The sequence below is a fragment of the Streptomyces alboflavus genome, assembly GCF_000716675.1.
Classification (GTDB): domain Bacteria; phylum Actinomycetota; class Actinomycetes; order Streptomycetales; family Streptomycetaceae; genus Streptomyces; species Streptomyces alboflavus.
Genome location: NZ_JNXT01000045.1, coordinates 1 through 22,283 on the forward strand (window position 1 = coordinate 1; position 22,283 = coordinate 22,283).

Annotated in this window: 23 protein-coding genes; 9 read left to right on the top strand and 14 right to left on the bottom strand. The window is 71.5% G+C overall.

Translation table 11 applies throughout. The features are described 5' to 3' along the window. The first annotated feature begins 123 nt into the window (after window positions 1-123). Window positions 124-798: a TetR/AcrR family transcriptional regulator gene (locus OO63_RS28905; RefSeq protein ID WP_031192730.1), complete on the top strand. Its 675-nt coding sequence runs from the start codon at window positions 124-126 to the stop codon at window positions 796-798. A 28-nt stretch (window positions 799-826) separates the two neighbouring features. Here OO63_RS28905 and OO63_RS28910 read toward each other — a convergent pair whose 3' ends face one another. After that, window positions 827-1,624 carry a hypothetical protein gene (locus OO63_RS28910; protein ID WP_030359905.1) on the bottom strand — a complete coding sequence of 266 codons (798 nt, stop codon included), beginning with the start codon at window positions 1,622-1,624 and terminating at the stop codon, window positions 827-829. Between the two features lie 161 nt (window positions 1,625-1,785). Here OO63_RS28910 and OO63_RS28915 point away from each other — a divergent pair, with 161 nt between their 5' ends. Together OO63_RS28915 and OO63_RS28920 are read left to right on the top strand one after the other, a co-directional pair. Next, window positions 1,786-2,784, top strand: a complete 999-nt coding sequence (locus OO63_RS28915; RefSeq protein ID WP_030359904.1) for a DUF4097 family beta strand repeat-containing protein — start codon at window positions 1,786-1,788, stop codon at window positions 2,782-2,784. A gap of 1 nt (window position 2,785) precedes the next feature. Next, entirely contained in the window at window positions 2,786-3,865 is a 1,080-nt protein-coding gene (locus OO63_RS28920) for a PadR family transcriptional regulator (protein ID WP_030359903.1), read from the top strand. 201 nt (window positions 3,866-4,066) lie between these two features. Here OO63_RS28920 and OO63_RS28925 read toward each other — a convergent pair whose 3' ends face one another. The 4 genes from OO63_RS28925 to OO63_RS28940 all read right to left on the bottom strand — a co-directional run bounded on the left by OO63_RS28925 (window position 4,067) and on the right by OO63_RS28940 (window position 7,617). Continuing rightward, window positions 4,067-4,627 (bottom strand): Clp protease N-terminal domain-containing protein, encoded by a 561-nt coding sequence (locus OO63_RS28925; protein WP_030359902.1) that lies wholly within the window; start codon window positions 4,625-4,627, stop codon window positions 4,067-4,069. Continuing rightward, on the bottom strand, window positions 4,627-4,836 hold the full coding sequence (locus OO63_RS28930; RefSeq protein WP_030359901.1) for a helix-turn-helix domain-containing protein: 210 nt from the start codon (window positions 4,834-4,836) through the stop codon (window positions 4,627-4,629). The genes OO63_RS28925 and OO63_RS28930 overlap by 1 nt, the downstream gene beginning before the upstream one ends. Before the next feature lie 80 nt (window positions 4,837-4,916). Beyond that, window positions 4,917-5,879, bottom strand: a complete 963-nt coding sequence (locus tag OO63_RS28935; RefSeq protein WP_030359900.1) for a zinc-binding dehydrogenase — start codon at window positions 5,877-5,879, stop codon at window positions 4,917-4,919. Between the two features lie 523 nt (window positions 5,880-6,402). Continuing rightward, the gene (locus OO63_RS28940) at window positions 6,403-7,617 is read right to left on the bottom strand and encodes an NAD(P)-dependent malic enzyme (RefSeq protein ID WP_030359899.1); all 1,215 of its coding nucleotides are present in this window, start codon (window positions 7,615-7,617) and stop codon (window positions 6,403-6,405) included. Between the two features lie 563 nt (window positions 7,618-8,180). Between OO63_RS28940 and OO63_RS28945 the strand changes: the two genes are divergently transcribed. The 3 genes from OO63_RS28945 to OO63_RS28955 are packed head-to-tail and all read left to right on the top strand — an operon-like array spanning window position 8,181 to window position 10,889. Continuing rightward, on the top strand, window positions 8,181-9,140 hold the full coding sequence (locus OO63_RS28945; RefSeq protein WP_030359898.1) for an ABC transporter substrate-binding protein: 960 nt from the start codon (window positions 8,181-8,183) through the stop codon (window positions 9,138-9,140). A gap of 37 nt (window positions 9,141-9,177) precedes the next feature. Beyond that, window positions 9,178-10,128, top strand: coding sequence for an amino acid ABC transporter permease (locus OO63_RS28950; protein ID WP_030359897.1), 951 nt, complete (start codon window positions 9,178-9,180; stop codon window positions 10,126-10,128). Beyond that, window positions 10,128-10,889 carry an amino acid ABC transporter ATP-binding protein gene (locus tag OO63_RS28955; RefSeq protein ID WP_030359896.1) on the top strand — a complete coding sequence of 254 codons (762 nt, stop codon included), beginning with the start codon at window positions 10,128-10,130 and terminating at the stop codon, window positions 10,887-10,889. The genes OO63_RS28950 and OO63_RS28955 overlap by 1 nt, the downstream gene beginning before the upstream one ends. 110 nt (window positions 10,890-10,999) lie before the next feature. Here OO63_RS28955 and OO63_RS28960 read toward each other — a convergent pair whose 3' ends face one another. Then, on the bottom strand, window positions 11,000-11,773 hold the full coding sequence (locus OO63_RS28960) for a class I SAM-dependent methyltransferase (RefSeq protein WP_030359895.1): 774 nt from the start codon (window positions 11,771-11,773) through the stop codon (window positions 11,000-11,002). A 117-nt stretch (window positions 11,774-11,890) separates the two neighbouring features. Between OO63_RS28960 and OO63_RS28965 the strand changes: the two genes are divergently transcribed. Continuing rightward, complete coding sequence (locus tag OO63_RS28965; protein WP_030359894.1) at window positions 11,891-12,520, top strand: CGNR zinc finger domain-containing protein; 630 nt, start codon at window positions 11,891-11,893, stop codon at window positions 12,518-12,520. Here the strand turns inward: OO63_RS28965 and sodX are convergent. Further along, window positions 12,424-12,885, bottom strand: coding sequence for a nickel-type superoxide dismutase maturation protease (sodX, locus tag OO63_RS28970; protein ID WP_030359893.1), 462 nt, complete (start codon window positions 12,883-12,885; stop codon window positions 12,424-12,426). The two genes, OO63_RS28965 and sodX, sit on opposite strands and share 97 nt — an antisense overlap. 166 nt (window positions 12,886-13,051) lie before the next feature. Between sodX and sodN the strand changes: the two genes are divergently transcribed. Together sodN and OO63_RS28980 are read left to right on the top strand one after the other, a co-directional pair. Continuing rightward, complete coding sequence (sodN, locus tag OO63_RS28975) at window positions 13,052-13,447, top strand: superoxide dismutase, Ni (protein WP_030359892.1); 396 nt, start codon at window positions 13,052-13,054, stop codon at window positions 13,445-13,447. A gap of 318 nt (window positions 13,448-13,765) precedes the next feature. After that, window positions 13,766-15,805, top strand: a complete 2,040-nt coding sequence (locus tag OO63_RS28980; protein WP_051811298.1) for an elongation factor G — start codon at window positions 13,766-13,768, stop codon at window positions 15,803-15,805. Between the two features lie 3 nt (window positions 15,806-15,808). Here OO63_RS28980 and OO63_RS28985 read toward each other — a convergent pair whose 3' ends face one another. The 7 genes from OO63_RS28985 to OO63_RS29015 all read right to left on the bottom strand — a co-directional run bounded on the left by OO63_RS28985 (window position 15,809) and on the right by OO63_RS29015 (window position 22,181). Beyond that, window positions 15,809-16,831, bottom strand: coding sequence for a sigma-70 family RNA polymerase sigma factor (locus OO63_RS28985; RefSeq protein WP_063750472.1), 1,023 nt, complete (start codon window positions 16,829-16,831; stop codon window positions 15,809-15,811). A gap of 265 nt (window positions 16,832-17,096) precedes the next feature. Then, window positions 17,097-17,798, bottom strand: coding sequence for an HAD-IA family hydrolase (locus OO63_RS28990; protein ID WP_078619423.1), 702 nt, complete (start codon window positions 17,796-17,798; stop codon window positions 17,097-17,099). After that, on the bottom strand, window positions 17,795-18,730 hold the full coding sequence (locus OO63_RS28995; RefSeq protein WP_063750473.1) for a hypothetical protein: 936 nt from the start codon (window positions 18,728-18,730) through the stop codon (window positions 17,795-17,797). Before OO63_RS28995 ends, OO63_RS28990 begins: the two co-directional genes overlap by 4 nt. A gap of 53 nt (window positions 18,731-18,783) precedes the next feature. After that, window positions 18,784-19,161 (bottom strand): hypothetical protein, encoded by a 378-nt coding sequence (locus OO63_RS46410; RefSeq protein ID WP_199819516.1) that lies wholly within the window; start codon window positions 19,159-19,161, stop codon window positions 18,784-18,786. A gap of 44 nt (window positions 19,162-19,205) precedes the next feature. Further along, window positions 19,206-19,805: a dihydrofolate reductase family protein gene (locus OO63_RS29005; protein WP_030359886.1), complete on the bottom strand. Its 600-nt coding sequence runs from the start codon at window positions 19,803-19,805 to the stop codon at window positions 19,206-19,208. Between the two features lie 218 nt (window positions 19,806-20,023). Continuing rightward, window positions 20,024-20,623 (bottom strand): GNAT family N-acetyltransferase, encoded by a 600-nt coding sequence (locus tag OO63_RS29010; protein ID WP_030359885.1) that lies wholly within the window; start codon window positions 20,621-20,623, stop codon window positions 20,024-20,026. Between the two features lie 466 nt (window positions 20,624-21,089). After that, complete coding sequence (locus tag OO63_RS29015; RefSeq protein WP_078619424.1) at window positions 21,090-22,181, bottom strand: family 2 encapsulin nanocompartment cargo protein polyprenyl transferase; 1,092 nt, start codon at window positions 22,179-22,181, stop codon at window positions 21,090-21,092. Window positions 22,182-22,283 lie beyond the last annotated feature (102 nt).

The following is a 22,283-nucleotide window of genomic DNA, read 5'->3' on the forward strand; positions in this document are numbered from 1 at the left end:
CCCTCCGCCTTCCCGCCTCCTCCTCACCCCCGCCGCCCCGCCCTCTCCCCTCGACCGTCCCGACCTCGGCCCGGATCCCGGAATCCGCCCGCTCTCGGGAAACCCACGCCCCGGGACGCAGAGATGAACCAGCCCCAGCACCAGCACCAGCACCAGCACCAGCCCCAGGGCCAGCCCCGAGCGCGGGCCTCCGCAGCCACCCTCGCGGCCGGGCCCGCCACGACCGGCCGCCCCGCCCGCGCCGACGCCGTCCGCAACCGCGAGCGCATCGTCAGCGCCGCGCGGGAGGCCTTCGCCGAGGCGGGCCCGGAGGCGTCGTTGAACGAGATCGCCCGCCGCGCGGGCGTGGGCCCCGGCACCCTGTACCGCCACTTCTCCGGTCGCCCCGAACTGCTCGCCGCCGTCCTGAAGGAGCGCGTCGACACGCTGTGCGCCCGGGCGCAGGACCTGCTGTCGGCCGACTCTGCGGGCGCCGCACTGGAGGAGTGGCTGCGCGCGTTCCTCGACCACGCGCGCGTGAACCAGGGGTTGGGCGGCGCGCTGATGCTGGAGGAGCTGGAAGCGACCGGCGCGCTGGGTTCCGACTGCCATCAGCGCATCCTCGACGCGGCAGGCGCGCTGCTGACGCGGGCCCAGGATTCGGGCGCCGCCCGCCGCGACCTGTCACCGGCCGACCTGCTTCAACTGGTCGTCGGGATCGCCCTCTCCACCACGCACAAGCAAGCGTCAGCGGCGGGCGACCCGGAGCAGCCGGGGCGGCTGCTCGACCTGGTCCTCGACGCGACGAAGCCCCGCTGAGCCGTCCCTGTCCGGACGACCCCGCACATCACTCCCCGCCCCGGGCCTTCCTCCGCTCACGGACGAGCCCCAGCACCCCGTGCATCACAAGGACCGCCCCGGCCACCGCCCAGCCACTGCCGCGGCGACGCGGGAGCCAGAGCAGGAGGGGGATGCCGACCGCGAGCTGGGCCCCGGCGAGGGCTCGGGACAGCGGCCCGCTCTCGACGGCGTCGAGTTCCGCCCGTACGGCGTCCCGCCAGCCGGACCACTCGACGTGGCGGACACCGTCCAGCACCCGGGCGACCTCCCGGAGGCGGTCGGCGGGCTCGCCGGGGCTCAGGCCGGGCGGTAGGTCGACGCCCGCCCGGGCGAGGACGGCGAGGAGCCCCCGCATCCGGGCGCGCGCGTCGGCCGCCGAGTCCGGCCTGGCCAACGCGTCCAGGGCCTGCATGTCGAGCACCGGGTCCAGGCCCAGGCGCGCGGCGAACGACCGCATCGCCTCGTCCTCGCCGACCGGCGTGCCGTTGGCCAGCCACACGTACCCGACCGTCCGCCGGAAGCCCGCCGCGAGCGTGTAGCCGGAGCGGTCGGCGTCCCACCACAGCGCGAGCACGGGCCCGGGCGAGGCGACGGCGAGAGCGGTGGCCCAGCCGGTGAGCACCCGGTCGACCTGCTCGTCGCCGTACAGCCACGGCTTGCCCTCGGGCACGAGCACGCTCCACTCGTCCCCCGCGGGCGCGAGCAGCATCTGCTCCCGCAGCAGCTGCGCGACCGTCTCGACGGCGTCCACTCCGGCCCGGCAGAGCAGCAGCGCACCCGCGGATCCGGTCGGCTCGGATGACATGGCTCCACGCTAGGACATTTCATGATTTCCGGCCCAGAAGCAGACGACGGGCGACCGCGGAGAAGAGATAGGTCTTGACTTTCCGTATCCGCGATATATCGTGTATATCAGAGACGCGATATGGCGCGTCGCGTCCGACCCGCTCAAGGAGGTCCGCCACCATGCCAGAGTGGTCCGTCGCCGAGCCCAGGAAGCTGACGTTCGAGGAGCCCGTGAGGACACTGCGCGTGCGCGTGGTGAACGGCACGGTGAATGTCGTCGGCACAGACGAGGACTCGGCCAGACTGGAGGTCTCCGAGATATCGGGCCCTCCGCTCACCGTGACGCAGCACGACGGCACCTTGTCCGTCGCGTACGACGACCTGCCGTGGAAGGGCTTCCTGGAGTGGCTCGACCCGCGCGGCACCCGCCGCCGCACGGTGATCTCGCTGGCGGTGCCGGCCGGGACCCGTGTCGAGGTGGGCGCGATCGGCGCGGGCGCCGTGGTCACCGGAATCGAGGGCCGCACCGAGGTGCGGGGCATCACGGGCGACACGACCCTCGTCGGCCTCACGGGACCGGTCCGGGCCGAGACGGTCTCCGGCAACGTCGCGGCCCAGGGCGTCACCGGTGACCTGCGGTTCGACTCGATCTCGGGCGACCTGACCGTCTTCGAAGGCTCCGGGTCCTCCGTTCGGGCCGAATCCGTGAGCGGCGCGATGATCGTGGACCTGGACCCGGCCACGGGATCGGCCGATGTCGGGCTCACCAGCATCTCCGGCGAGATAGCGGTCCGCCTCCCGCATCCGGCCCACGCCGAGGTGCGGGCCGATACGGCGAGCGGCTCGGTGTCCAGCGACTTCGACGACCTCCGGGTCAGCGGCCAGTGGGGCGCGAAGAAGCTCACCGGCAAGCTGGGGTCGGGCAGCGGCCGGCTGCGGGCGAAGACGATCTCCGGCTCGATCGCGCTTCTGCGCAAACCCTCGGTGGAGGAAGATCTGTACAAGCACGATCTGTACAAGGCGGATGAGCCCTCGCGGGACGCACCCCCCTCGGACTCCCCGCTCCCGACCCCGCCCTCTCCGGCCGCCACCCCGAGCGGCGGCCAGGACGCGGACACCCCCGCCGATGCCCCGAAGGCGGACGCCGCCGACGGCCCGACCGACAAGAAGGTGCTCTGAGATGCCTCCCGTGTTCGCCCACGGCCGCCTGCGCCTGTATCTGCTGAAGCTCCTGGACGAGGCCCCGCGCCACGGCTACGAGGTGATCCGCCTCCTCGAGGAGCGCTTCCAGGGGCTGTACGCCCCCTCGGCGGGCACCGTGTACCCCCGCCTGGCCAAGCTCGAGGCGGAGGGCCTGGTCACCCACACGACCGAGGGCGGCCGGAAGGTGTACGCGATCACCGACGCGGGCCGCGCCGAGCTGGCCGACCGCAGCGGCGAGCTGGCCGACCTGGAGCTGGAGATCCGTGAGTCGATGGCGGGGCTCGCCGCCGAGATCCGCGACGGCGTGCAGGGTGCGGCGGGCGAGTTGCGGCGGGAGATGCGGGCGGCCGCTCAGGAGGCGCGCGCCGGCAGCAAGTCCGGCACGGGCGCGGGCTTCCCGAACCCCTCGGACTTCTTCGACAGCTCCTGGGCGGACAGCGACGGCTGGCGACAGGCGAAGGAGGAGTTCCGGCGCGCCCGGCAGGAGTGGAAGGAGCAGGCGCGGCGGGCGAAGGACGAGAGCCGCCGGGCTCGCGAGGAAGCCCAGCGGGCCCGGCGACAGGCGAAGGACGCGCAGGAGCGGGTGCGGGCAGAGGCCCAGGAGGAGCTGCAGCGCATGGCCAGGCGGGTGCAGGAGCAGGTGCAGGACCACTTCGCACGGGGTGACTGGCCGACGGGTGTCCGCGAGGGACTGGCCGAGCTGGCCAAGGAGTTCGGCGACTTCGGGAAGGAGTTCGGCAAGGACTTCGGTTTCGGGACGTCGGACAAGGCCTCGGGCGGCAAGACGTCCGAGCCGGGACCCGTGTTCACGGTCGAGCGGGACGACGTGCCCGTCGAGTACGTCCCGGACTGGGCCCACGAGGAGTCCAGCGGCGAGCCCGCGCGCGACCTGGAGCGGCTCCTGGACCGCTTCCGCGACGACATCCGCGACGCGGCCCGCGACTGCGGGGTCTCCGAGGATCAGCTTCGCGAGGCCCGCCGCCACCTCTCGGAGGCAGCGGCCCACATCGGCGTGGCCCTGCGGACCCCCAAGGCGCCCGAGTCCCCCAAGCCCTGACGCGACACCCACCGGGCCACGGAGCCCCGGCACATCGGCCGGGGCCCGGGGCCGTGAGGCCCGGGGCCGTGAGGCCCGGGGCCGTGAGGCCCGGGGCCGTGAGGCCCGGGGCCGTGAGGCCCGGGGCCGTGAGGCCCGATGTCGGCCCGGGCCGAGGCAGGCGGGCGGGCGACCCCCGCACTCGCCCCGCCCCATAGGGCCCTAGGCCTGATACAGCACGCGTTCCACAGCGGCCCGCGTCACCCCGTGGTCCGCCAAGGCCTCGGCGACGATGCCGGGGCGGGTGGTCAGGGCGAGGAGGATGTGCTCGTCGCCGATGCTGCGGTCGCGGCGGGCGGTGGCGATGCGCAAGGACCGTTCCAGGGTGTCCTTGGCATCACGGGTGAAGCCACGGTGGCCGATCCAGGACCCAAGGCCACGGCGTTCGCGGCGGGCGCCCACGCCCGCCAACGCTCCGGCGCCATGGGTCTCCTCGACGCGGGAGACGATCTCCTCGACGTCGATGCCGAGCCCGGCGAGGGCGTCGGCGTCCGCCTGGGTGAGGCCGCCCCGGCGGCGCGCCTCGGCCAGGGCCCTGGTGATGTCCGCACGGCGCCGGTCGGCACCGAGGGCGGCCAGGGCGAAGGAAGCGCGGGTGCCCTCACGGTCGAGGAGGGCGAGCAGCAGGTGTCCGTCGTCGATGGAGTCGGCGCCCTCCCGTTCGGACTGCTCGACCGCGCCCGTCACCACGTCACGGGCACCCTTGGTGAAGCGTTCGAACATCACTGCCTCCCGTACTTCTTGTGCACGGCCTGCCTGCTCACGCCCAGTTCCGCGGCGATCTCCTGCCACGACCAGCCCTGGTGGCGCGCGCTGCGCACCTGCACGGCCTCGAGCTGCTCCACCAGGCGCCGCAGCGCGGTGACGGCTCGCAGCCCGACGCGTGGATCGCGGTCGCCCGCGCGCTCGGCGAGATCCGTTGCTTCGGTCATGTTGTCAACGTACGTTGACAAGCCCGCACTGTCAACCATGGTTGACAGTGCGGGCTCGGCGGTCTCAGCCGGTCGGCGCCTCAGACGGTCAGCACGATCTTGCCGAACTGGTCGCCCGCCTCCAGGCGTTCGAAGCCCTCGCGGGCGCGGTCGAGGGGCAGGACTTCGTCGATGACGGGGCGTACGCCGGTGGCGGCGCAGAAGGACAGGAGGTCTTCCAGTTCGTCCTTGGAGCCCATGGTGGAGCCGACGATGCGCAGCTCCAGGAAGTAGACCCGGGTCAGTTCGGCGTGGGAGGGGCGGTCGCCGCTGGTGGCGCCGGAGATGACCAGCGTGCCGCCGGGGCGGAGCGACTTGATGGAGTGCGACCAGGTGGCGGCACCGACCGTCTCGATGACCGCGTCGACCCGCTGCGGCAGCCGGGCGCCGGCCGGCAGGGCCTCCACCGCACCCAGTTCGAGGGCGCGCTTGCGCTTGGCCTCGTCGCGGCTGGTGGCGAAGACCTTCAGGCCAGCGGCCTTGGCGAGCACGATGGCGGCGGTCGCCACGCCGCCGCCGGCGCCCTGGACGAGGATCGAGTCGCCGGGGCGTACGCCCGCGTTGGTGAAGAGCATGCGGTACGCGGTGAGCCAGGCGGTGGGGAGACAGGCGGCCTCCGCGAAGGAGAGTTCCTTGGGCTTGGGGAGGACGTTCCAGGTGGGCACGGCGACCTGCTCGGCGAAGGTGCCCTGGTACTTCTCCGTGAGGATGGAGCGGCGCTCGCGCGGGCCGACGCCGTGGCCGGACTGGCCGATGACGGAGTGCAGGACGACTTCGTTGCCGTCCTCGTCGAGGCCGGCCGCGTCGCAGCCGAGGATCATCGGGAGCTTGTCCTCGTCCAGGCCGACCCCGCGCAGGGACCACAGGTCGTGGTGGTTGAGGGAGGCGGCCTTGACGTTCACGGTCGACCAGCCCGGGCGCGGAGCGGGGGCGGGGCGCTCCCCCAGTTCCAGGCCGGTGAGGGGGTGATCGCGGTTGATGCGGGCGGCGTAGGCAGCGAACATGGCGCCGACGATATGCCTGGCCCCTGGGCCTTCGGAACGTCTCGCGGGTGTGACCCCCGCCGCGCCCCCTCGCCGGGGGCACCCCCCGGTGCGGCATGGGCCGTCGTGCTTGGCGTCGCACCCGTCGCACCGCCGCTGTGCCCACCCTTCCCCAAGCTCTCGGCTCCGCTCGACCAGGGGAGACCCCTGTCGCTCAGCGGGACGATTGCCCACAGGTCAGAAGCCCAACCCAGAGGGCCAGCACAAGGGCCCAGCTAAGAGGCTCAGCTCGGAAGCCCACCCCAGGGGCCCACCCCAGGGGCCCAGCTCAGGGATCCAGCCCAGAGGCCCAGCCCAGGGATTCACCCCAGAAGCCCAGCTCAGGCGACGCAAGCGGCACCGCCCGCCAGGGCCCGCAGGCGCCACCGGCGCCCCACCCCCACAAGCGGCGTCCACCCCGCGGATGGCCAGAAGCGGGTGAGCGGGCGGGAAACAAAAAAGCGAGGGCCCCGCCGGACAACCCGGCGGGGCCCAGACGCAAGGCTCAGCGCCGAGCCACACCCTCGGCCCGCGCGGCCGCCGCGACAGCCGCCGTGACCGCGGGAGCCACCCGCTCGTCGAACGGCGAGGGGATGACGTAGTCGGCGGACAGCTCGTCGCCGACGACACCGGCCAGCGCGTCGGCCGCCGCGATCTTCATGCCCTCGGTGATCCGAGAAGCCCGCACCTGCAGCGCGCCCGCGAAGATCCCGGGGAACGCGAGCACGTTGTTGATCTGGTTCGGGTAGTCCGAGCGCCCGGTCGCCACCACGGAGGCGTACTTGTGGGCGATGTCGGGGTGCACCTCGGGGTTCGGGTTGGCCATGGCGAACACGAACGAGTTAGGGGCCATGGAGGCCACCGCGGGCTCGGGCACCGTACCGCCGGAGACGCCGATGAAGACGTCCGCGCCGGCCAGAGCGGATTCGAGCGAGCCGCTCAGCCCGGCCTTGTTGGTGAGCTCCGCGAGCTCCCGCTTGACCGGCGTGAGGTCGTCCCTGTCCCGGGACACCACGCCCTTGCGGTCGGCGACGGCGACATCGCCGAGCCCGGCCTCGAGCAGGAACTTCGCGATGGCCACACCGGCCGCGCCCGCGCCGGAGATCACGGCCCGCAGGTCACCGAGGGTGCGCCCGGTCAGCCGCGCCGCGTTGCGCAGGGCGGCCAGGGTGACGACGGCCGTGCCGTGCTGGTCGTCGTGGAAGACCGGGATGTCGAGGCGCTCCTGGAGCCGCCGCTCGATCTCGAAGCAGCGCGGCGCGGAGATGTCCTCCAGGTTGACGCCGCCGAAGGACGGCGCGAGCCGGACCACCGTGTCGATGATCTCGTCGACGTCGGTCGTGGCGAGCGCGATGGGCACCGCGTCGACCCCGCCGAACTGCTTGAAGAGGATGGCCTTGCCCTCCATGACGGGGAGCGAGGCCTCCGGGCCGATGTCACCGAGGCCGAGCACGGCGGTGCCGTCGGTGACGACGGCGACGACGTTCGACTTCCACGTGTAGTCGTGGACGAGCTCCGGCTTCTCGGCGATGGCGCTGCACACCTTCGCGACGCCCGGCGTGTACGCCAGGGACAGGTCGTCCTTGTCGCGCACCGGCACGGTCGCCTGGACGGCCATCTTGCCGCCGCGATGCAGCGCGAAGGCCGGATCGAAGGGCTCCTCCGCGCCTTCGTGCCCGGCTGTGCTGTCGCTGCGAGGATTGACGATCTCCGCTGCCACTGTGTCTGACCCCTTAATTCTTCAGGTTGAGGGTGAACCACTTCCTGGTGGAGAAGTGGGGCGGGAACCGCGTCCGGTGTGAGCCATCGGGCCTTGCGGCCGTCGGCTCCCCGCCTGTCGGCGGAGCGGTACGGGAGGTACGTCCGAACGCGCGGGCACGCCGCACACGTGCCCTGGCCCCGGATGAGGGGTGTAACCGTCTTTTCTACCGGATGCTTCCGACCGCCGACGAGCCATATCTGTGTCAGATCGATGTGAACAGCAGGTATCCCTGGAACCACAGGGGTAAAATGTCCGTATTCTTTGGAAATCTCCACCCCGGCAGTCCGCATCGCGAGATTGGGTGGTTATCAAATGGTTGGCGACCGTTCGCACCGGCGCGGTAATGACCGTGACGCACCGGGCTGTTGGGGTTTGCGGATCGCCCGTTATCCGATTTTGACATCTCCAGGCCCCAGAATCGGGCTGTCCGAATGGCAAGATGCCTCATCACACGAGGTCGCGACACCCGAAGGTGTGTGCACGACCGCATGGCTGCTCCCCCATCCGCCGGAGGAACCCCTATGACCGCAGGCACCATTTGTCGCACGACCGCCGCGAAGTCCGCGAAGTCCCGGATCGTCGCTGTCGGCGCGATCGCGGTCGCCGGCACGCTGCTGCTGACCGGCTGCGGCGACCAGACGGACAAGAAGGAAGACGGCGGCAAGAAGGTCGTCAGCGCTCCGCTCTCCGATGAGCTGCCCGCGAACATCCGCAACAAGGGCGTCATCAAGGTCGGCTCGGACATCGCCTACCCGCCGGTCGAGTTCAAGGACAAGGACGGCAAGACGGTCGGTATCGACCCGGACATCGCGGACGCGATGGGCAAGCAGCTCGGCGTGACGTTCGAGTTCGACAACGGCACCTTCGACACGCTGCTCGGCGGTCTGCGCTCCAAGCGCTACGACATCGCCATGTCGGCCATGACCGACACCAAGAACCGCCAGGAAGGCATCGACGAGGAGACCGGCAAGAAGGTCGGCACCGGCGTCGACTTCGTCGACTACTTCACGGCGGGCGTCTCGATCTACACCAAGAAGGGCGACGACCAGGGCATCAAGACCTGGCAGGACCTCTGCGGCAAGAAGATCGTGGTCCAGCGCGGCACCGTCTCGCACGACATGGCCAAGGCCGAGTCGAAGAAGTGCAAGAGCGGCAAGATCTCGATCGAGTCCTTCGACAACGACCAGCAGGCCCAGACCCGGCTGCGCTCCGGTGGCGCGGACGCCGGCTCCTCGGACTTCCCGGTCGCGGCGTACGCGGTCAAGACCTCCGGCGGCGGCAAGGACTTCCAGCTGGTGGGCGAGCAGGTCGAGGCCGCCCCGTACGGCATCGCGATCGCCAAGAACAACCCCAAGCTGCGTGACGCGATCAAGATGGCGCTGGACGCGATCATCGCGAACGGCCAGTACGAGAAGATCATCAAGAAGTGGGGCGTCGACGCAGGCGCAGTCAAGGAAGCCAAGATCAACGGCGGCAAGTGACCGCGTCTCGTCATCTCGTCGCTGAAAGGCCACACCCGTGACAACGGACATCAGCAAGTCGGGCGACTCCGCGCCCAAGGATGAGCCACCGCGCTCCGCCCCCGAGGCGATCAAGGCGATCCCGGTGCGCCACTACGGCCGGTACGTCGCGGCCGTCCTCGCCATCGGCGTGCTCGGCGCGCTCGTCATGGCGTTCGCCAATGGCGACATCAACTGGGACGCGATCCCGGACAACTTCTTCGACGACCGCATCATGAAGGGCGTCCGGGAGACCCTGATCCTCACGGTCCTCTCGATGCTCATCGGCGTCGGCGGCGGCATCGTCCTGTCGGTGATGCGACTGTCGAAGAACCCGGTGACCTCGTCGATCGCGTGGTTCTACATCTGGTTCTTCCGCGGTACGCCGGTCCTGGTCCAGCTCTTCATCTGGTTCAACCTCGGCTTCGTCTTCGAGTACATCAACCTCGGTCCGGTCTACAAGGACGAGTGGTCGGACTTCATGACGCCGTTCCTGACGGCGCTCCTCGGTCTCGGCCTGAACGAGGCCGCGTACATGGCGGAGATCTGCCGCGCGGGCCTGCTCTCGGTCGACGAAGGCCAGACGGAGGCCTCGCAGGCGCTCGGCATGAGCCACAACAAGACGCTGCGGCGCATCGTCATCCCGCAGGCCATGCGCGTGATCGTGCCGCCGACGGGCAACGAAGTCATCAACATGCTCAAGACGACGTCGCTGGTCGCGGCGGTGCAGTACTACGAGCTGCTGCGGTACGCCCAGGACATCGGCACCTCGTCCGGCGCGACGGTGGAGGCACTGCTCCTTGCCGCCACCTGGTACCTGATCATGACGTCGATCCTCAGCGTCGGTCAGTTCTACCTGGAGCGCTACTACGCGCGCGGCTCCTCGCGCGCCCTGCCGGACACTCCCTGGCAGAAGATCAAGGCCAACATGTTGTCGCTGGGCAACCGTTCGGGTACGGGGGTGCGCTGATGACCGCCATGGTCAAGGCCGAGGGCGTCCACAAGTCGTTCGGCCACGTCGAGGTCCTCAAGGGCATCGACCTGGAGGTGAAGTCCGGCGAGGTCTTCTGCCTCATCGGCCCGTCGGGCTCCGGAAAGTCGACGTTCCTGCGCTGCATCAACCACCTGGAGAAGATCAACGCCGGGCGGTTGTACGTCGACGGGGAACTGGTCGGCTACCGGCAGAAGGGCGACAAGCTGTACGAGCTGAAGGACAGCGAAGTCGCCCTGAAGCGCCGGGACATCGGCATGGTCTTCCAGCGCTTCAACCTGTTCCCGCACATGACGGCCCTGGAGAACGTCATGGAGGCGCCGGTCCAGGTCAAGGGCCAGTCCAAGGCGGCGGCGCGGGAGCGCGCCGGGCAGCTCCTGGAGCGGGTCGGGCTCGCCGACAAGGCGAAGAACTACCCCTCGCAGCTCTCCGGCGGCCAGCAGCAGCGGGTGGCCATCGCCCGCGCGCTCGCGATGGACCCGAAGCTGATGCTCTTCGACGAGCCGACGTCGGCGCTCGACCCGGAGCTGGTCGGTGACGTCCTCGACGTCATGCGCGACCTCGCCGAGTCCGGCATGACGATGGTCGTCGTGACCCACGAGATGGGCTTCGCGCGCGAGGTCGGCGACAGCCTGGTCTTCATGGACGGCGGTGTGGTGGTCGAGTCCGGCAACCCGCGGGACGTCCTGACGAACCCGCAGCACGACCGGACGAAGTCGTTCCTGTCGAAGGTCCTGTAGCGGGGCGTCAGCACCGGAAGAGGCCGCAGTGCCGTAAATCGGTGCCTACGTAGAGGGGCGGTACGGATCGGTGATCCGTACCGCCCCTCTACGTAGGAGAGTTGGATTCCCTACTTGAGGCCTAGGACCAGGGCGTCCGAAGGCGACGACCACACCGTGCGGGCCTCGGCGAAACCCGCCTCCCGGAGGATGCGGATGTGCCACTCGGCGGGCGGGGTGTCGCCGTCGGCGTGCTCTCCGTAGATCTCGAACCGCTTGGCGGTGGGCTCGGCGAGCACCGGGTCGTTGGCGGCGAGGCCCCACCAGTCCGCCCAGTCGAGGACACCGGCGGCCTTCGCCGCGGACTGGCGGGCGTGTCGCTGCTCGCGGTCGGCGGCGTTGATGCGCGGGGTGGTCGGGTCGGGCATGTGGTCGGCGTTCATGAAGACGCCGCCGTCGGCCACGATCTTGCCGAGCTGTTCGTAGAGCGCGGCGAGGGGTTCGCTGAACAGCCAGTGCAGGGCGGTCGCGGTGAGGACGGCGTCGTACGAGTCGTGGGGCAGCTGGGAGGTCCAGCCCGGGTCCTTCAGGTCGGCGGTGACGAAGGTGACGCGGTCGTCGCCGGCGAAGGTGCCCTCGGCGATGGCGAGCAGGGCGGGGTCGAGGTCGACGCCCGTGCTGACCGCCTTCGGGAACCTTTTGAGGAGTCTGTCCGTAATACTTCCCGTACCGCAGGCGAGGTCAAGGACGCGCGGCTCCGGGCCGACGAGGGCTTCGACCATGTCGAGCATCACGCGGAACCGCTCCTCGCGGTCCGGCATGTACCACTCCTGCTGCCGATCCCAACTCTCCTGCCAGGCACGCCAGTCGGTCCCGAACCCCGTACCGCTCGTCGTTTCCGTCACCGGAAGACCTCCGTCCCGTACTACGCTCGACTAATCTCGTCGAGTAACACCCGCGAACGAAAAGCGACTGTTACCTCGCACGAGAACGAAGATAGCCCGCCCCCGTAAGGACTACAAGTGGAACTGGCCTATTACTCGGACTACGCCGTGCGCCTGGTCAACACCGAGGAACCGGCTCGTCACAAGGACTCGCTGACCTCCGTGGTCACGATCCGCGAGCTGTTCGGCGAGAACCAGCAGGCCGCGCGGCGCGCCACGGACTCCGACGTGACGCGCTTCCGCTCGGTGCGGGCGCGGCTGCGGGCCGTCTTCGAGGCGGCCGACGGCGGGGACGAGACGCTGGCCGTGGACCTGCTGAACTCACTGCTCCTGGAGTTCCCGGTCAGCCCCCAGATCTCCGGGCACGACTATCGGGACGACGACGGCCGCCCCCTGTGGCACATGCACCTGGCGGACCACCCGTCGAACGTCACCGCCGGGTACGCGGCCATCGCCGCGATGGGCCTCGCCTTCCACCTCACGGAGCACGGCGTGGACCGGCTCGGCCTGTGCGAGGCGACGCCGTGCCGCAACGCCTATCTGGACACCTCGACCAACCGCTCCCGGCGCTACTGCTCGGACCGCTGCGCCACGCGCGCGAACGTCGCCGCCTACCGCGCGCGCAAGCGCCTGGAGAGCGAGCGGTCCGCGAGCACGGGGCGCACCGCCGAGAAGGTCCAGGAGACCAGCGCGGCGAGCGAGAGCTGACGCCGCCCGCGCGCCTCCCGCTCCTCACGGAACCTGCTCAGCGGCCGGAACCGCGCCCGCACGCGGGCGAGGACCAGCTCCTCCGGCACGACTCCGTAGACGGTGCTGTCGCCCCCCGCGTTGTACGGATTGTCGCCGAGCACCCACCAGCCGCCGTCGCGCCGTTCGACGGCGCGCTTGACCACCAGCAGGTCCTGCTGCAGCGGATGACGCAGGATCACCACGTCACCGGGGCGCACCCGGGCGCCGTGCCGCACCAGCATCCAGTCCCCCGGATTCAGCGTGGGCACCATCGACGGCCCGTCGACCTCGATCAGCTGGAACGGCACGCGTGTCTCCCGCCCGTCTGCCGTCGTCTCCGGCATCAGACAACCTCCCGGACCAATCCTCCACCGGCCTCCCGGTCCCATCCTCCACCGTCTCCAGTGTGACCCTGGACTTTTGTCCTAAGCCCATGGGGGCACTCGCGAAATCAGGTCTCTCACGGAGTAATGTCCCCCCTGAGAAGACGATCACGAGGAGGACAGCTCAATGCTTTCCCGCCTGTTTGCCCCCAAGGTGAAGGCCAGCGCGCACTGCGACCTGCCCTGCGGCGTGTACGACCCGGCCCAGGCCCGCATCGAGGCGGAGTCGGTCAAGGCCGTGCAGGAGAAGATGGCCGCCAACGACGACGCGCACTACCAGGCTCGCGCCACCGTCATCAAGGAGCAGCGCGCCGAGCTCGCCAAGCACCACGTGTCGGTGCTCTGGAGCGACTATTTCAAGCCCCCGCACTTCGAGAAGTACCCGGAGCTGCACACGCTGGTCAACGACACCCTCAAGGCGCTCTCGGCCGCGAAGGCGTCGGCGGACCCGAAGACCGGTGAGAAGGCCCTTGAGCTGATCGCCGAGATCGACCGCATCTTCTGGGAGACCAAGAAGGCCTGATTCAGCCCCCGGGCCTCGCGCCCGCCTGACCGCACCCGGTCCCCCGGGGCCGCCGTTCTCGGCGGACCCGATGGGCCGGGTGCGGTCGTTTTCCGCCGCCGACTTCTGTGCCGCCGCGTTCTGGCTCGCCTTCCGCACCGCCGCCGTCACCATCACCGTCACCGCGGGCACTAAATCAGTTGCCCGCGCCCCGGCCCGCCTGTTGCAGTTACCCCGTCACCACCCCGCCGACCGACGGAACCAGGAGCCCTCAGATGCGCCAGACGTCCATGTCCCACCAGGAAGGAATCGCCCCCCGACACGAGGACATGACGCCTAGTGCAAGCGCACACGCATCAGCAGGAGAAGCTCCACCACACCCTTAACCTGGGCATCCTGGCGCACGTGGACGCCGGGAAGACCAGCCTGACCGAGCGGCTGCTGCACTCCGCCGGAGTCATCGACGAGATCGGCAGCGTCGACGCGGGCAGCACCCAGACCGACTCCCTCGCCCTCGAGCGGCAGCGCGGCATCACCATCAAGTCGGCGGTCGTGTCGTTCGCGATCGACGACGTCACCGTCAACCTCATCGACACCCCCGGCCACCCGGACTTCATCGCCGAGGTGGAGCGGGTCCTCAGCGTGCTCGACGGCGCCGTGCTCGTCGTGTCCGCCGTCGAGGGCGTCCAGGCGCAGACCCGCGTCCTGATGCGTACGCTGCGCAGGCTCGGTATCCCCACGCTCGTGTTCGTCAACAAGGTGGACCGCCGCAGCGCGGACCCCGAGCGCGTACTCGCCGAACTCGCCCGGAGGTTGACGCCCGCCGTCATCCCCATGGGCACGGTGCGCGCCCCTGGCGCGCACGCGGCGCGCTACATCCCGTACGCCGCCGACGACCCCCGCTTCACCGCCCGCCTGGCCGAGGTCCTGGCCGAGCGCGACGACGAGCTGCTGTCGGCGTACGTCGAGGGCGACGCCGCCGTCCTCACACCCGGCGGGCTGCGCGCGGCCCTCGCGGACCAGACCCGGCGGGCCCAGGTCCACCCGGTGTTCTTCGGCTCGGCCATGACCGGCACCGGCCTGGGCGCGCTGACCGACGCCGTCAAGGAGCTGCTGCCCGCGGCGGCCGGTGCGGCGGACGGGCCCGTCGCGGGCACCGTCTTCAAGGTCGAACGCGGCCCCTCGGGCGAGAAGGTGGCGTACGCGCGGCTCTTCTCCGGGACGGTGCGCGTGCGCGACCGCGTGGCGCTTCCCGGGCTCGACGGCAAGGTCACCGCCGTCAGCGTCTTCGAGCGGGGCGCGGCCGTGCGGCGCGACACCGTGACCGCCGGGCGGATCGCGAAGCTGTGGGGGCTCCACCGGGTACGCATCGGGGACGTGCTCGGCGACCCGCGCCACGTACCCGAACGGCACACCGCCGCACACCACTTCGCCCCGCCGACCCTCGAGACGGTCGTCGCGCCCCGGTGCGCCGCCGACCGGGCCGCCCTGCACGCGGCGCTGACACAGCTCGCCGAGCAGGACCCGCTGATCGACCTGCGGCAGGACGCGCTGCGGCAGGAGATCTCCGTGTCCCTGTACGGCGAGGTGCAGAAGGAGGTCATCGAGGCGACGCTCGCCGACGAGTTCGGCATCGGCGTCGACTTCCGCGAGAGCACGACCCTGTGCGTGGAGCGGGTCGTCGGCACCGGCGCGCACGCGGAGTTCATCGACACCGACCCCAATCCGTTCCTCGCCACCGTGGGGCTGCGGGTGGACCCGGCCCCGGCCGGGACAGGTGTGGAATTCCGGCTCGGGGTGGAACTCGGCGCCATGCCCTACGCGTTCTTCAAGGCGGTGGAGGAGACGGTCAAGGAGACGCTGGCGCAGGGGCTGCACGGATGGGAGGTGCCCGACTGCCTCGTCACGATGACGCACTCCGGGTACTGGCCGCGGCAGAGCCACGCCCACGCCGTCTTCGACAAGAGCATGTCGAGCACGGCCGGTGACTTCCGCCAGCTCACCCCGCTCGTCCTGATGGACGCGCTGCGGCGGGCGGGGACGCGGGTGCACGAGCCGATGCACCGGTTCCGGCTCACCGCGCCCGCCGATGTGTTCGGCACGCTGCTGCCCGCGCTCGGGCGGCTGCGCGCGGTGCCGCACGCGCCGACGGCGCAGGGGTCCGTGTACATCATCGACGGCGTGATCCCCGCCGCGCGCGTGCACGGCCTCGAGCAGGCGCTGCCCGGACTGACGCGCGGCGAGGGCGAGTTGGAGTCCGCCTTCGACCACTACGCGCCGGTGACCGGGACGCCGCCGGCGCGCCCGCGCACGGACCACAATCCGCTGGACCGGAAGGAGTACGTGCAGCGGGTCACGCGGCGGACCCGGGTGGGGTGAGGGTCAGTCGGCGGCGGGGGGTGCGCCGTCGACGGCCTCGGGGGTGGCATCGGCTCCGGCAGCGACGCCACTGCCGCCCCCGGCGTCTCCCACGGACCCCGCCGACATGACCGCCGCGACCGTCCGCTCGTCCACCAGGTCCCGCAGCCGCTCCTGGTCCGCCAGGATGTTGATCTCGACGATCCGGCCGTCCCTGACGGTGAACTCCCCGACGGAGAACGGCTCTCCGTTGTGGACGGCGATCTGCCCCACCTTGCCGTTGACCAGCGCCAGATACGTGGTCGGCGCCAGCGTGGCGAACGAGCGCGCCCCGGCGACCACCGCGGTCGCACCCCGCACGAGCCGGGAGAGCCCCTCGGCACCGCCGCCGTCGGCCCGCAGCACCACGCCCGGGTCGAGGAGTTCGAGCAGCGCGTCGAAGTCGCCCTTGCGGGCCGCCGCGAGGAAGGCCTCGACGACCTTGCGTTGGCGCGTGCGGTCCGAGTCCGGGCCGGGCGTGCGGTCCGCGTCGCGCACCCGGCGGCGGGCGCGGCTGGCGAGCTGCCGGGTCGCGGCGGGGGCCCGCTCGACGATGGGCGCGATGTCCTCGAAGGGCACGGCGAACATGTCGTGCAGCACGAACGCGAGGCGCTCGGCGGGGCTCAGCGTGTCCAGGACGACGAGCAGCGCGAGCCCCACCGAGTCCGCGAGCAGGGCCTCCTGCTCGGGGTCGACGGCGTCCCGGCCGCCGGGCAGCGGGCTGACCTCCGGGTCGGGCACATGGGTGTCGGCCCCCTGGACGTCGAGGGGCTGCTCGCCGCGCTGCTTGCGTGAGCGCAGCAGGTCGAGGCAGACGCGGCCGATCACCGTGGTGAGCCAGCCGCCCAGGTTCTCCACGCGTTCGTCGTCGGCGCGGCTGAGCTTCAACCACGTCTCCTGGACGGCGTCCTCGGCCTCGCTCAGCGAGCCGAGCATGCGGTACGCGACCGCCCTCAGGCGAGGCCTGTGCTCTTCGAAGCGCTGCGCCAGAAGATCTCTTCCGTCCATCCCGTCACATTCCTTTGCCGTGATCCGTCGTAGCAGTGACGTACCGACGACGGCAGGGCGCCGCGGGTCGACACAGCGGGTGCCGACCAGCAGATCACGAAGCGGTACGACGGCAGCGATCTAGCCGATGTGACATGGAGGACATTGCCATGAAGGACGTCGATGCCCCGGCACGGTCGGGCGACACGGGGTGGGGCGCGGGGCCGGGAGCACCCCGGCCCCGTACACCCGGCGCGTGCGCACGCCCCCGGCGCGCCCGGCCCTCTCAGCCCAACACGGGCCCCAGCGCCGCCTCGAGGTCGTCCGGCCCCCGGTACAGCACGCCCGTCATGCCCAGCGCCACGGCCGCGTCCACGTTCTCCTGGCGGTCGTCCACGAACAGACAGCGGTCGACCGCGGCGCCGACGCGCTCGGCGGCGACTTCGTAGATGCGCCGGTCGGGCTTCACCACGCCGAGCACGGCGCTGGACACCACGTCGTCCACCAGGGTGTTGAGGCCGAGCAGCGCCAGGTCGTCGTCCAGCCAGGGGGTGGCGTTGGTGACGATCGACACCTTCACGCGCGCGCGGGCCCGCCGCAGCAGGCCGACGACCGTCTGGTCGGCCCAGAACTTGGAGTCGGCCAGGGCGATGCCGAGTTCGTGCCCGCGCGCCGGGGCGAGGCCGTGCCCGCGCGCGAGTCCGGCCGCGATCGCATCGGCCCACTCCGACTTGCCGATCCGCCCGAGCATCAGCGGCAGATCGGTCTCCGGCGCGAACGCGACCTCGGCGGTGGCGCCTTCGGGCAGTCCCGCGGCGCGTTCGAGCTCGGCGACGTCCGACATGTCGTAGAAGCGGATGACGCCGTCGAGGTCGGTGAGGACCGCGTCGAACGGAAGGGGAGGTCTGCCACTGTGCTCCCTGTGCTCCCTGTGCTCCCTGTGCTCCCTGTGGTCAGGGAAGGGAGACTTGCGCCTGTGGTCGTTCATCCACCGGCCCCCAGCACGTTCCGCACGGTCGACCGCACCCTTTCCTGGTCGGCGCGCACGGATTCGTACGCGGATCTGTGCCGGGATATGTCGCGTCGCTGCCGCTCGGCCACGACGGTCCGCCACACCCCTGCGGTGTTGTGCTCGCGCTTGCACTCGATGTCGGCGACCGCTGTGTCCCGCTCGCGGCGGGTGCGCCGGGTGTCGCCTTCGTCGCCGCGGTGCCACGCCTTGTCGCGGAAGGCGGCTTCCGGGCTCGCGTACCGCTTGAAGCCCTTGTCGACGACGCAGTCCGCCCAGGTGGCGAGGGCGCGGCGCATCCGCGGGTCCTTGGCGACGGCCTTGTCGATCGCCGCACGCCGGCCGACGACGTACGCCGTCATGCGGGTCTCGTCCTTGACGCCCGCCAGCACGCGCCGCGCCCCGACCTGGGCGCAGCCGTCCTCGGCGGCGTGCAGCGTGCTGTACTCGGCCGATGTGACCAGGCGTCCCTTGGGCTCGCGCCTCTTCTCGAACTTCTTGAGCGCCTCGCGGTCGATGCCGTAGCCCCGGGTGCGTGCGGCGTCGAGGTCCAAGGAGCCGTACAGGGTCGTCGATATGGCCACCGCCAGCAGGCGGTTGGACATCTCTGCGCCCTGCTCCCGCCAGTGCCGGGGGAAGTCGGCGAAGCCCCGGGACCTCATGCACCGCTGTGTGAAACGGGCGGTCGCCCGCTCCCGGAGTGCGTGGTCACGCGCGCTGAACTCGTACCGCTCCAGGGGCAGTCCGGACAGGTCCTTCTCGTCGTCGACCTCGGGCATCCCCGAGTCACGCGCGGCGTCCCCGCCGGATCCGCCCGCCGCGGACCCGCAACCCGCCAGCGCTGCCAGCGCCACGACGGCCACCGCGACGGCCACGCGGCGTGACCCTCGCACCCCCCACGTCACCTTCATGCGCAGAACCCTAACCGCGCCCACTGACAGTCAGGGGTGTCACGGAGGCCCGACTAGGAGCCGGGCTGCGGCTCCGCCCGCGGTTCGGCCTCGGGGTCGGCCGCGGTCGCGCCGGGCTCCAGGTCGACCTTCGGCGCGGGCTGCCCGCCGGGCCCCGGGGCGGCTTTCTTGCCGGTCTCCGGGGTACGCCTCGACAGGTGCCCGCGCTTGTACTTGCTCTTGTAGCCGCGGCCCGACCGCGACTTCCCGCCCGGCTCGTCCACGACGCACGCGTCGCACTCCGGGTTACGGCAAGGGGCGGGGCCCCACACAGGGACGTACGCCCCGAGCACCTTGCGCCGCTTGATGGCCGTACCGACGGGCCGTCCGCAGTGCTCGCACACGGGTTCGCTCTGCGGGCGGGGGCCGGACCGGCGTCCATCGCTGCCCATGACCCCAGGGTAGGGCGGTTCCCCGAGGTCGGACAGCCCAGCGGTCAGCTCTTCCCGCGCTTGCGGGTGTACGTACGGACGACGACGCCGTTGCCGAAGACCCGGGACGAGGACAGCTCGAACTCGCCGATCGCGGACTCCACGCCCGCGAACATGGGCATGCCCGAGCCGAGCAGCACCGGATAGGTCTTGAGCACCAGCTCGTCGACCTCGTCGATCAGCTGGCCGGCGATCTCCGCGCCGCCGCACAGCCAGATGCCGAGTTCACCGTCCTCGGCCTTGAGCTCGCGGACCTTGCCGAGCAGGTCGTCGGCGACGATCTCGACGTTGGCGGCGGGGGACGTCTGGAGGCTGCGTGAGGCGACGTACTCGCGCAGGTGGCTGTACGGGCTCGGTTCGCCCTGGTCCAGGCCGAGTTGGTAGCTGCCCCTGCCCTGGATGACGGTGTCGAACCGCCGGTTCGGCACGTCGTCGCCGAAGCCGAGCATCTTACGCGCGGGGGCGGAGACGGTCTCCGGGTACTCGGCCTTGAGGTACCCGAGGAACTCCTCGTCCACGAACGGCATGAAGGAGTTGGCGTCGCCACTCGGGTCACCGATGAACCCGTCGATCGAGACGGCGACGAAGTAGGTGAGCTTTCGCAAGCTGATTCTCTTTCCGCAGATGGCAGTGGGGGCGAGACAGGGCGGTTGTGGCCACCCCGACTCGAACAACTGCATTTATAGTGCTTCAGGTGCAGTGGTTTCAAGTGTTTCGCCGAAGCTGCCGAAAAAACGGCCCCGGGGGTCCTGGCTGCTTGCGCCAGGACCGATCCGGGGCCGACAGGGCCGACAGGCCGACAGGGCCGATCGAATCCTCCGTGTCACACCATCTGCGGCTCACGCCACATGGGCCACATCCGCGGCCCGTCGGGCAGGTCAAGGGCGTTGCCGAGGTCGGTGAAGCCGAGGCGCAGGTACAGCTCCCGGCCGCGCGGGCTGCTCGCCTCCAGATAGGCGTGCAGCCCCTCGCGGTCGCACCGCTCGAGCACCGGCGCGACCAGGGCCGAGCCGATGCCCTCGCCCTGCCGCTGCGGCTTCACGCCGATCATGTGGAGGTACTGGTGCGGCCGGTCGGACGGGTGGATCTCGGACGTCAGGCGGCCGATCGTCTCGACGCGTTCGTTGTCCGGGTCGACGGCCTGCCGCAGGTGCACGGGCCCGTCGGCGGCATCCTCGGGTGCCGGGCCCGCGGGCACCGACCACCACAGGGCCACGCCCGAGCCGTCCTCGGCGATGTCCACGTACCCCTCGGCGAAGGCCATGTCGAGGAAGGCCTCCATCAGCCCGCCGTGCCGCTCCCGCCGCCGCCGCTCGTCCGGGAACAGCCAACTGCTCACCGGATCCCGCATGAACGCCTCGTCGAGCAGCCCGACCACCTCGGCCCGGTCGCTCTCCCCGGCTCTCCGGATCGGCACGCCCACGACGTCTCCCCCTCGCCTCGTCCTTGTCCTCGCCTCGTCGCCCGTGCTCCGGGCCCGTCGGCCAGTGTCCGCCAACCCCGGGCTCGGCGACGCCGGTTGCAGCCTAAGTGGTCGTTTCGCGCGCGACGACGGCCGCGCGGGCACCGGTTTCAGGGTCGGCCGCCGGAGCTGTCCGGCCCCTGGCCGACCGGCTCGGCCCCGCACCGCACGGCCCCGCACCGCACCGCACGGCCCCGCACCGCACCGCACCGCACGGCGAGCCGATCGCCGTACGGCCCCTGACGGCACGGCGAACCGATTGGCGTACCCCTCACGACCGTTCGGCGAGCCGGTCGGCGTACGGCCCCTGACCGTACGCCGACCGGCAGCGCCCCACCCCCTCCCGCACCACCGGCTGGCCCAGGACGACCGTCGAACTCCCGGCGGAGCGCCCCCTCTCACGCCCCGCCGGGAGTCCCCCGGACGGTCAGTGGGACCGGCGTGTGACGAACTCCGCGAGCGCCAGCAGGCCACCCGCCCGCTCGGGGTCGGGGACCGCGCGGGCGAGTTCCCCGAGCGCCCGCGACATCCGGTCCGCCGCGTGCAGCTGCGCCCAGTCCCGGCCCCCGGCCCCCTCGACGGCGCGGGCCATCCGCTCCAGGTCTCCCTGGCCCGGCTCCCGGCCGTACAACCCGGCGAGCTCCGCCCCCTCGGGCGTGCCGGAGGCCAGCGCGGCGACCACCGGCAGCGACTTCTTGCGGACGGCGAGGTCCGCGCGCGCGGGCTTGCCGGTGCGCGCCGGGTCCCCCCAGATGCCGATCACGTCGTCGATGAGCTGGAAGGCGAGGCCGGCCTGCCGCCCGAACCCGTCGAGCGCCTCCACCGTGTCGACCCCCGCGCCCGCGTACGCGGCGCCGATCGCGCAGGCGCAGCCGAGGAGCGCGCCGGTCTTGGCCTCGGCCATGGCCAGGCACTCCGCCAGCGAGACCTCGTCCGGGCCCCGGCTCTCCAGGGCGCAGTCGGCGTGCTGCCCCGCGCACAGCTCGACGACGCAGGCGGCCAGGCGGGCGGCCGCCGCCGGGGCCCCGGGGTGGGGGTCCTCGGCGAGCATCCGCTGCGCGAGTGCCTGCAGCGCGTCCCCGGCGAGGATCGCGTCGGAGTCGCCGAACACGGTCCACGCGGTGGGGCGGTGCCTGCGGGTCGCGTCGCGGTCCATGACGTCGTCGTGGAGCAGCGTGAAGTTGTGCGTCAGCTCCACGGCCGCGGCCGCCCTGACCGCGCTCAGCGGGTCCCCGCCGAGGGCCCGCACCGCGGCCAGGACGAGGGCGGGCCTGATGGCCTTGCCCGCGTTCCCGGCCGCGGGCGTGCCGTCGGCGTGTTCCCATCCGAAGTGGTACAGCGCGATGCGGCGCAGCGAACCCGGCAGCGACTCGACCGCGGCGCGCAGCTCCGGGTCGACGCACAGCCGCGCCGCCGACAGGATCTCCGCGGCCTCGTAGGCCTCCCCGAGGACGTGCTCCCCGAGGACCCGTCCGCGCGGTCGGGGCGCGCAGTCCGTCATGTCCGTGGTGTCCGTCATGGACTCACTCCGGCGGGGCGGCGGACGGTGGCGGATCCTGGGCCTGCGGGCGCGTACGCCAGGGGTGTACCCGCTGGTGTGCCCGCAGACACGGGCGGCGGC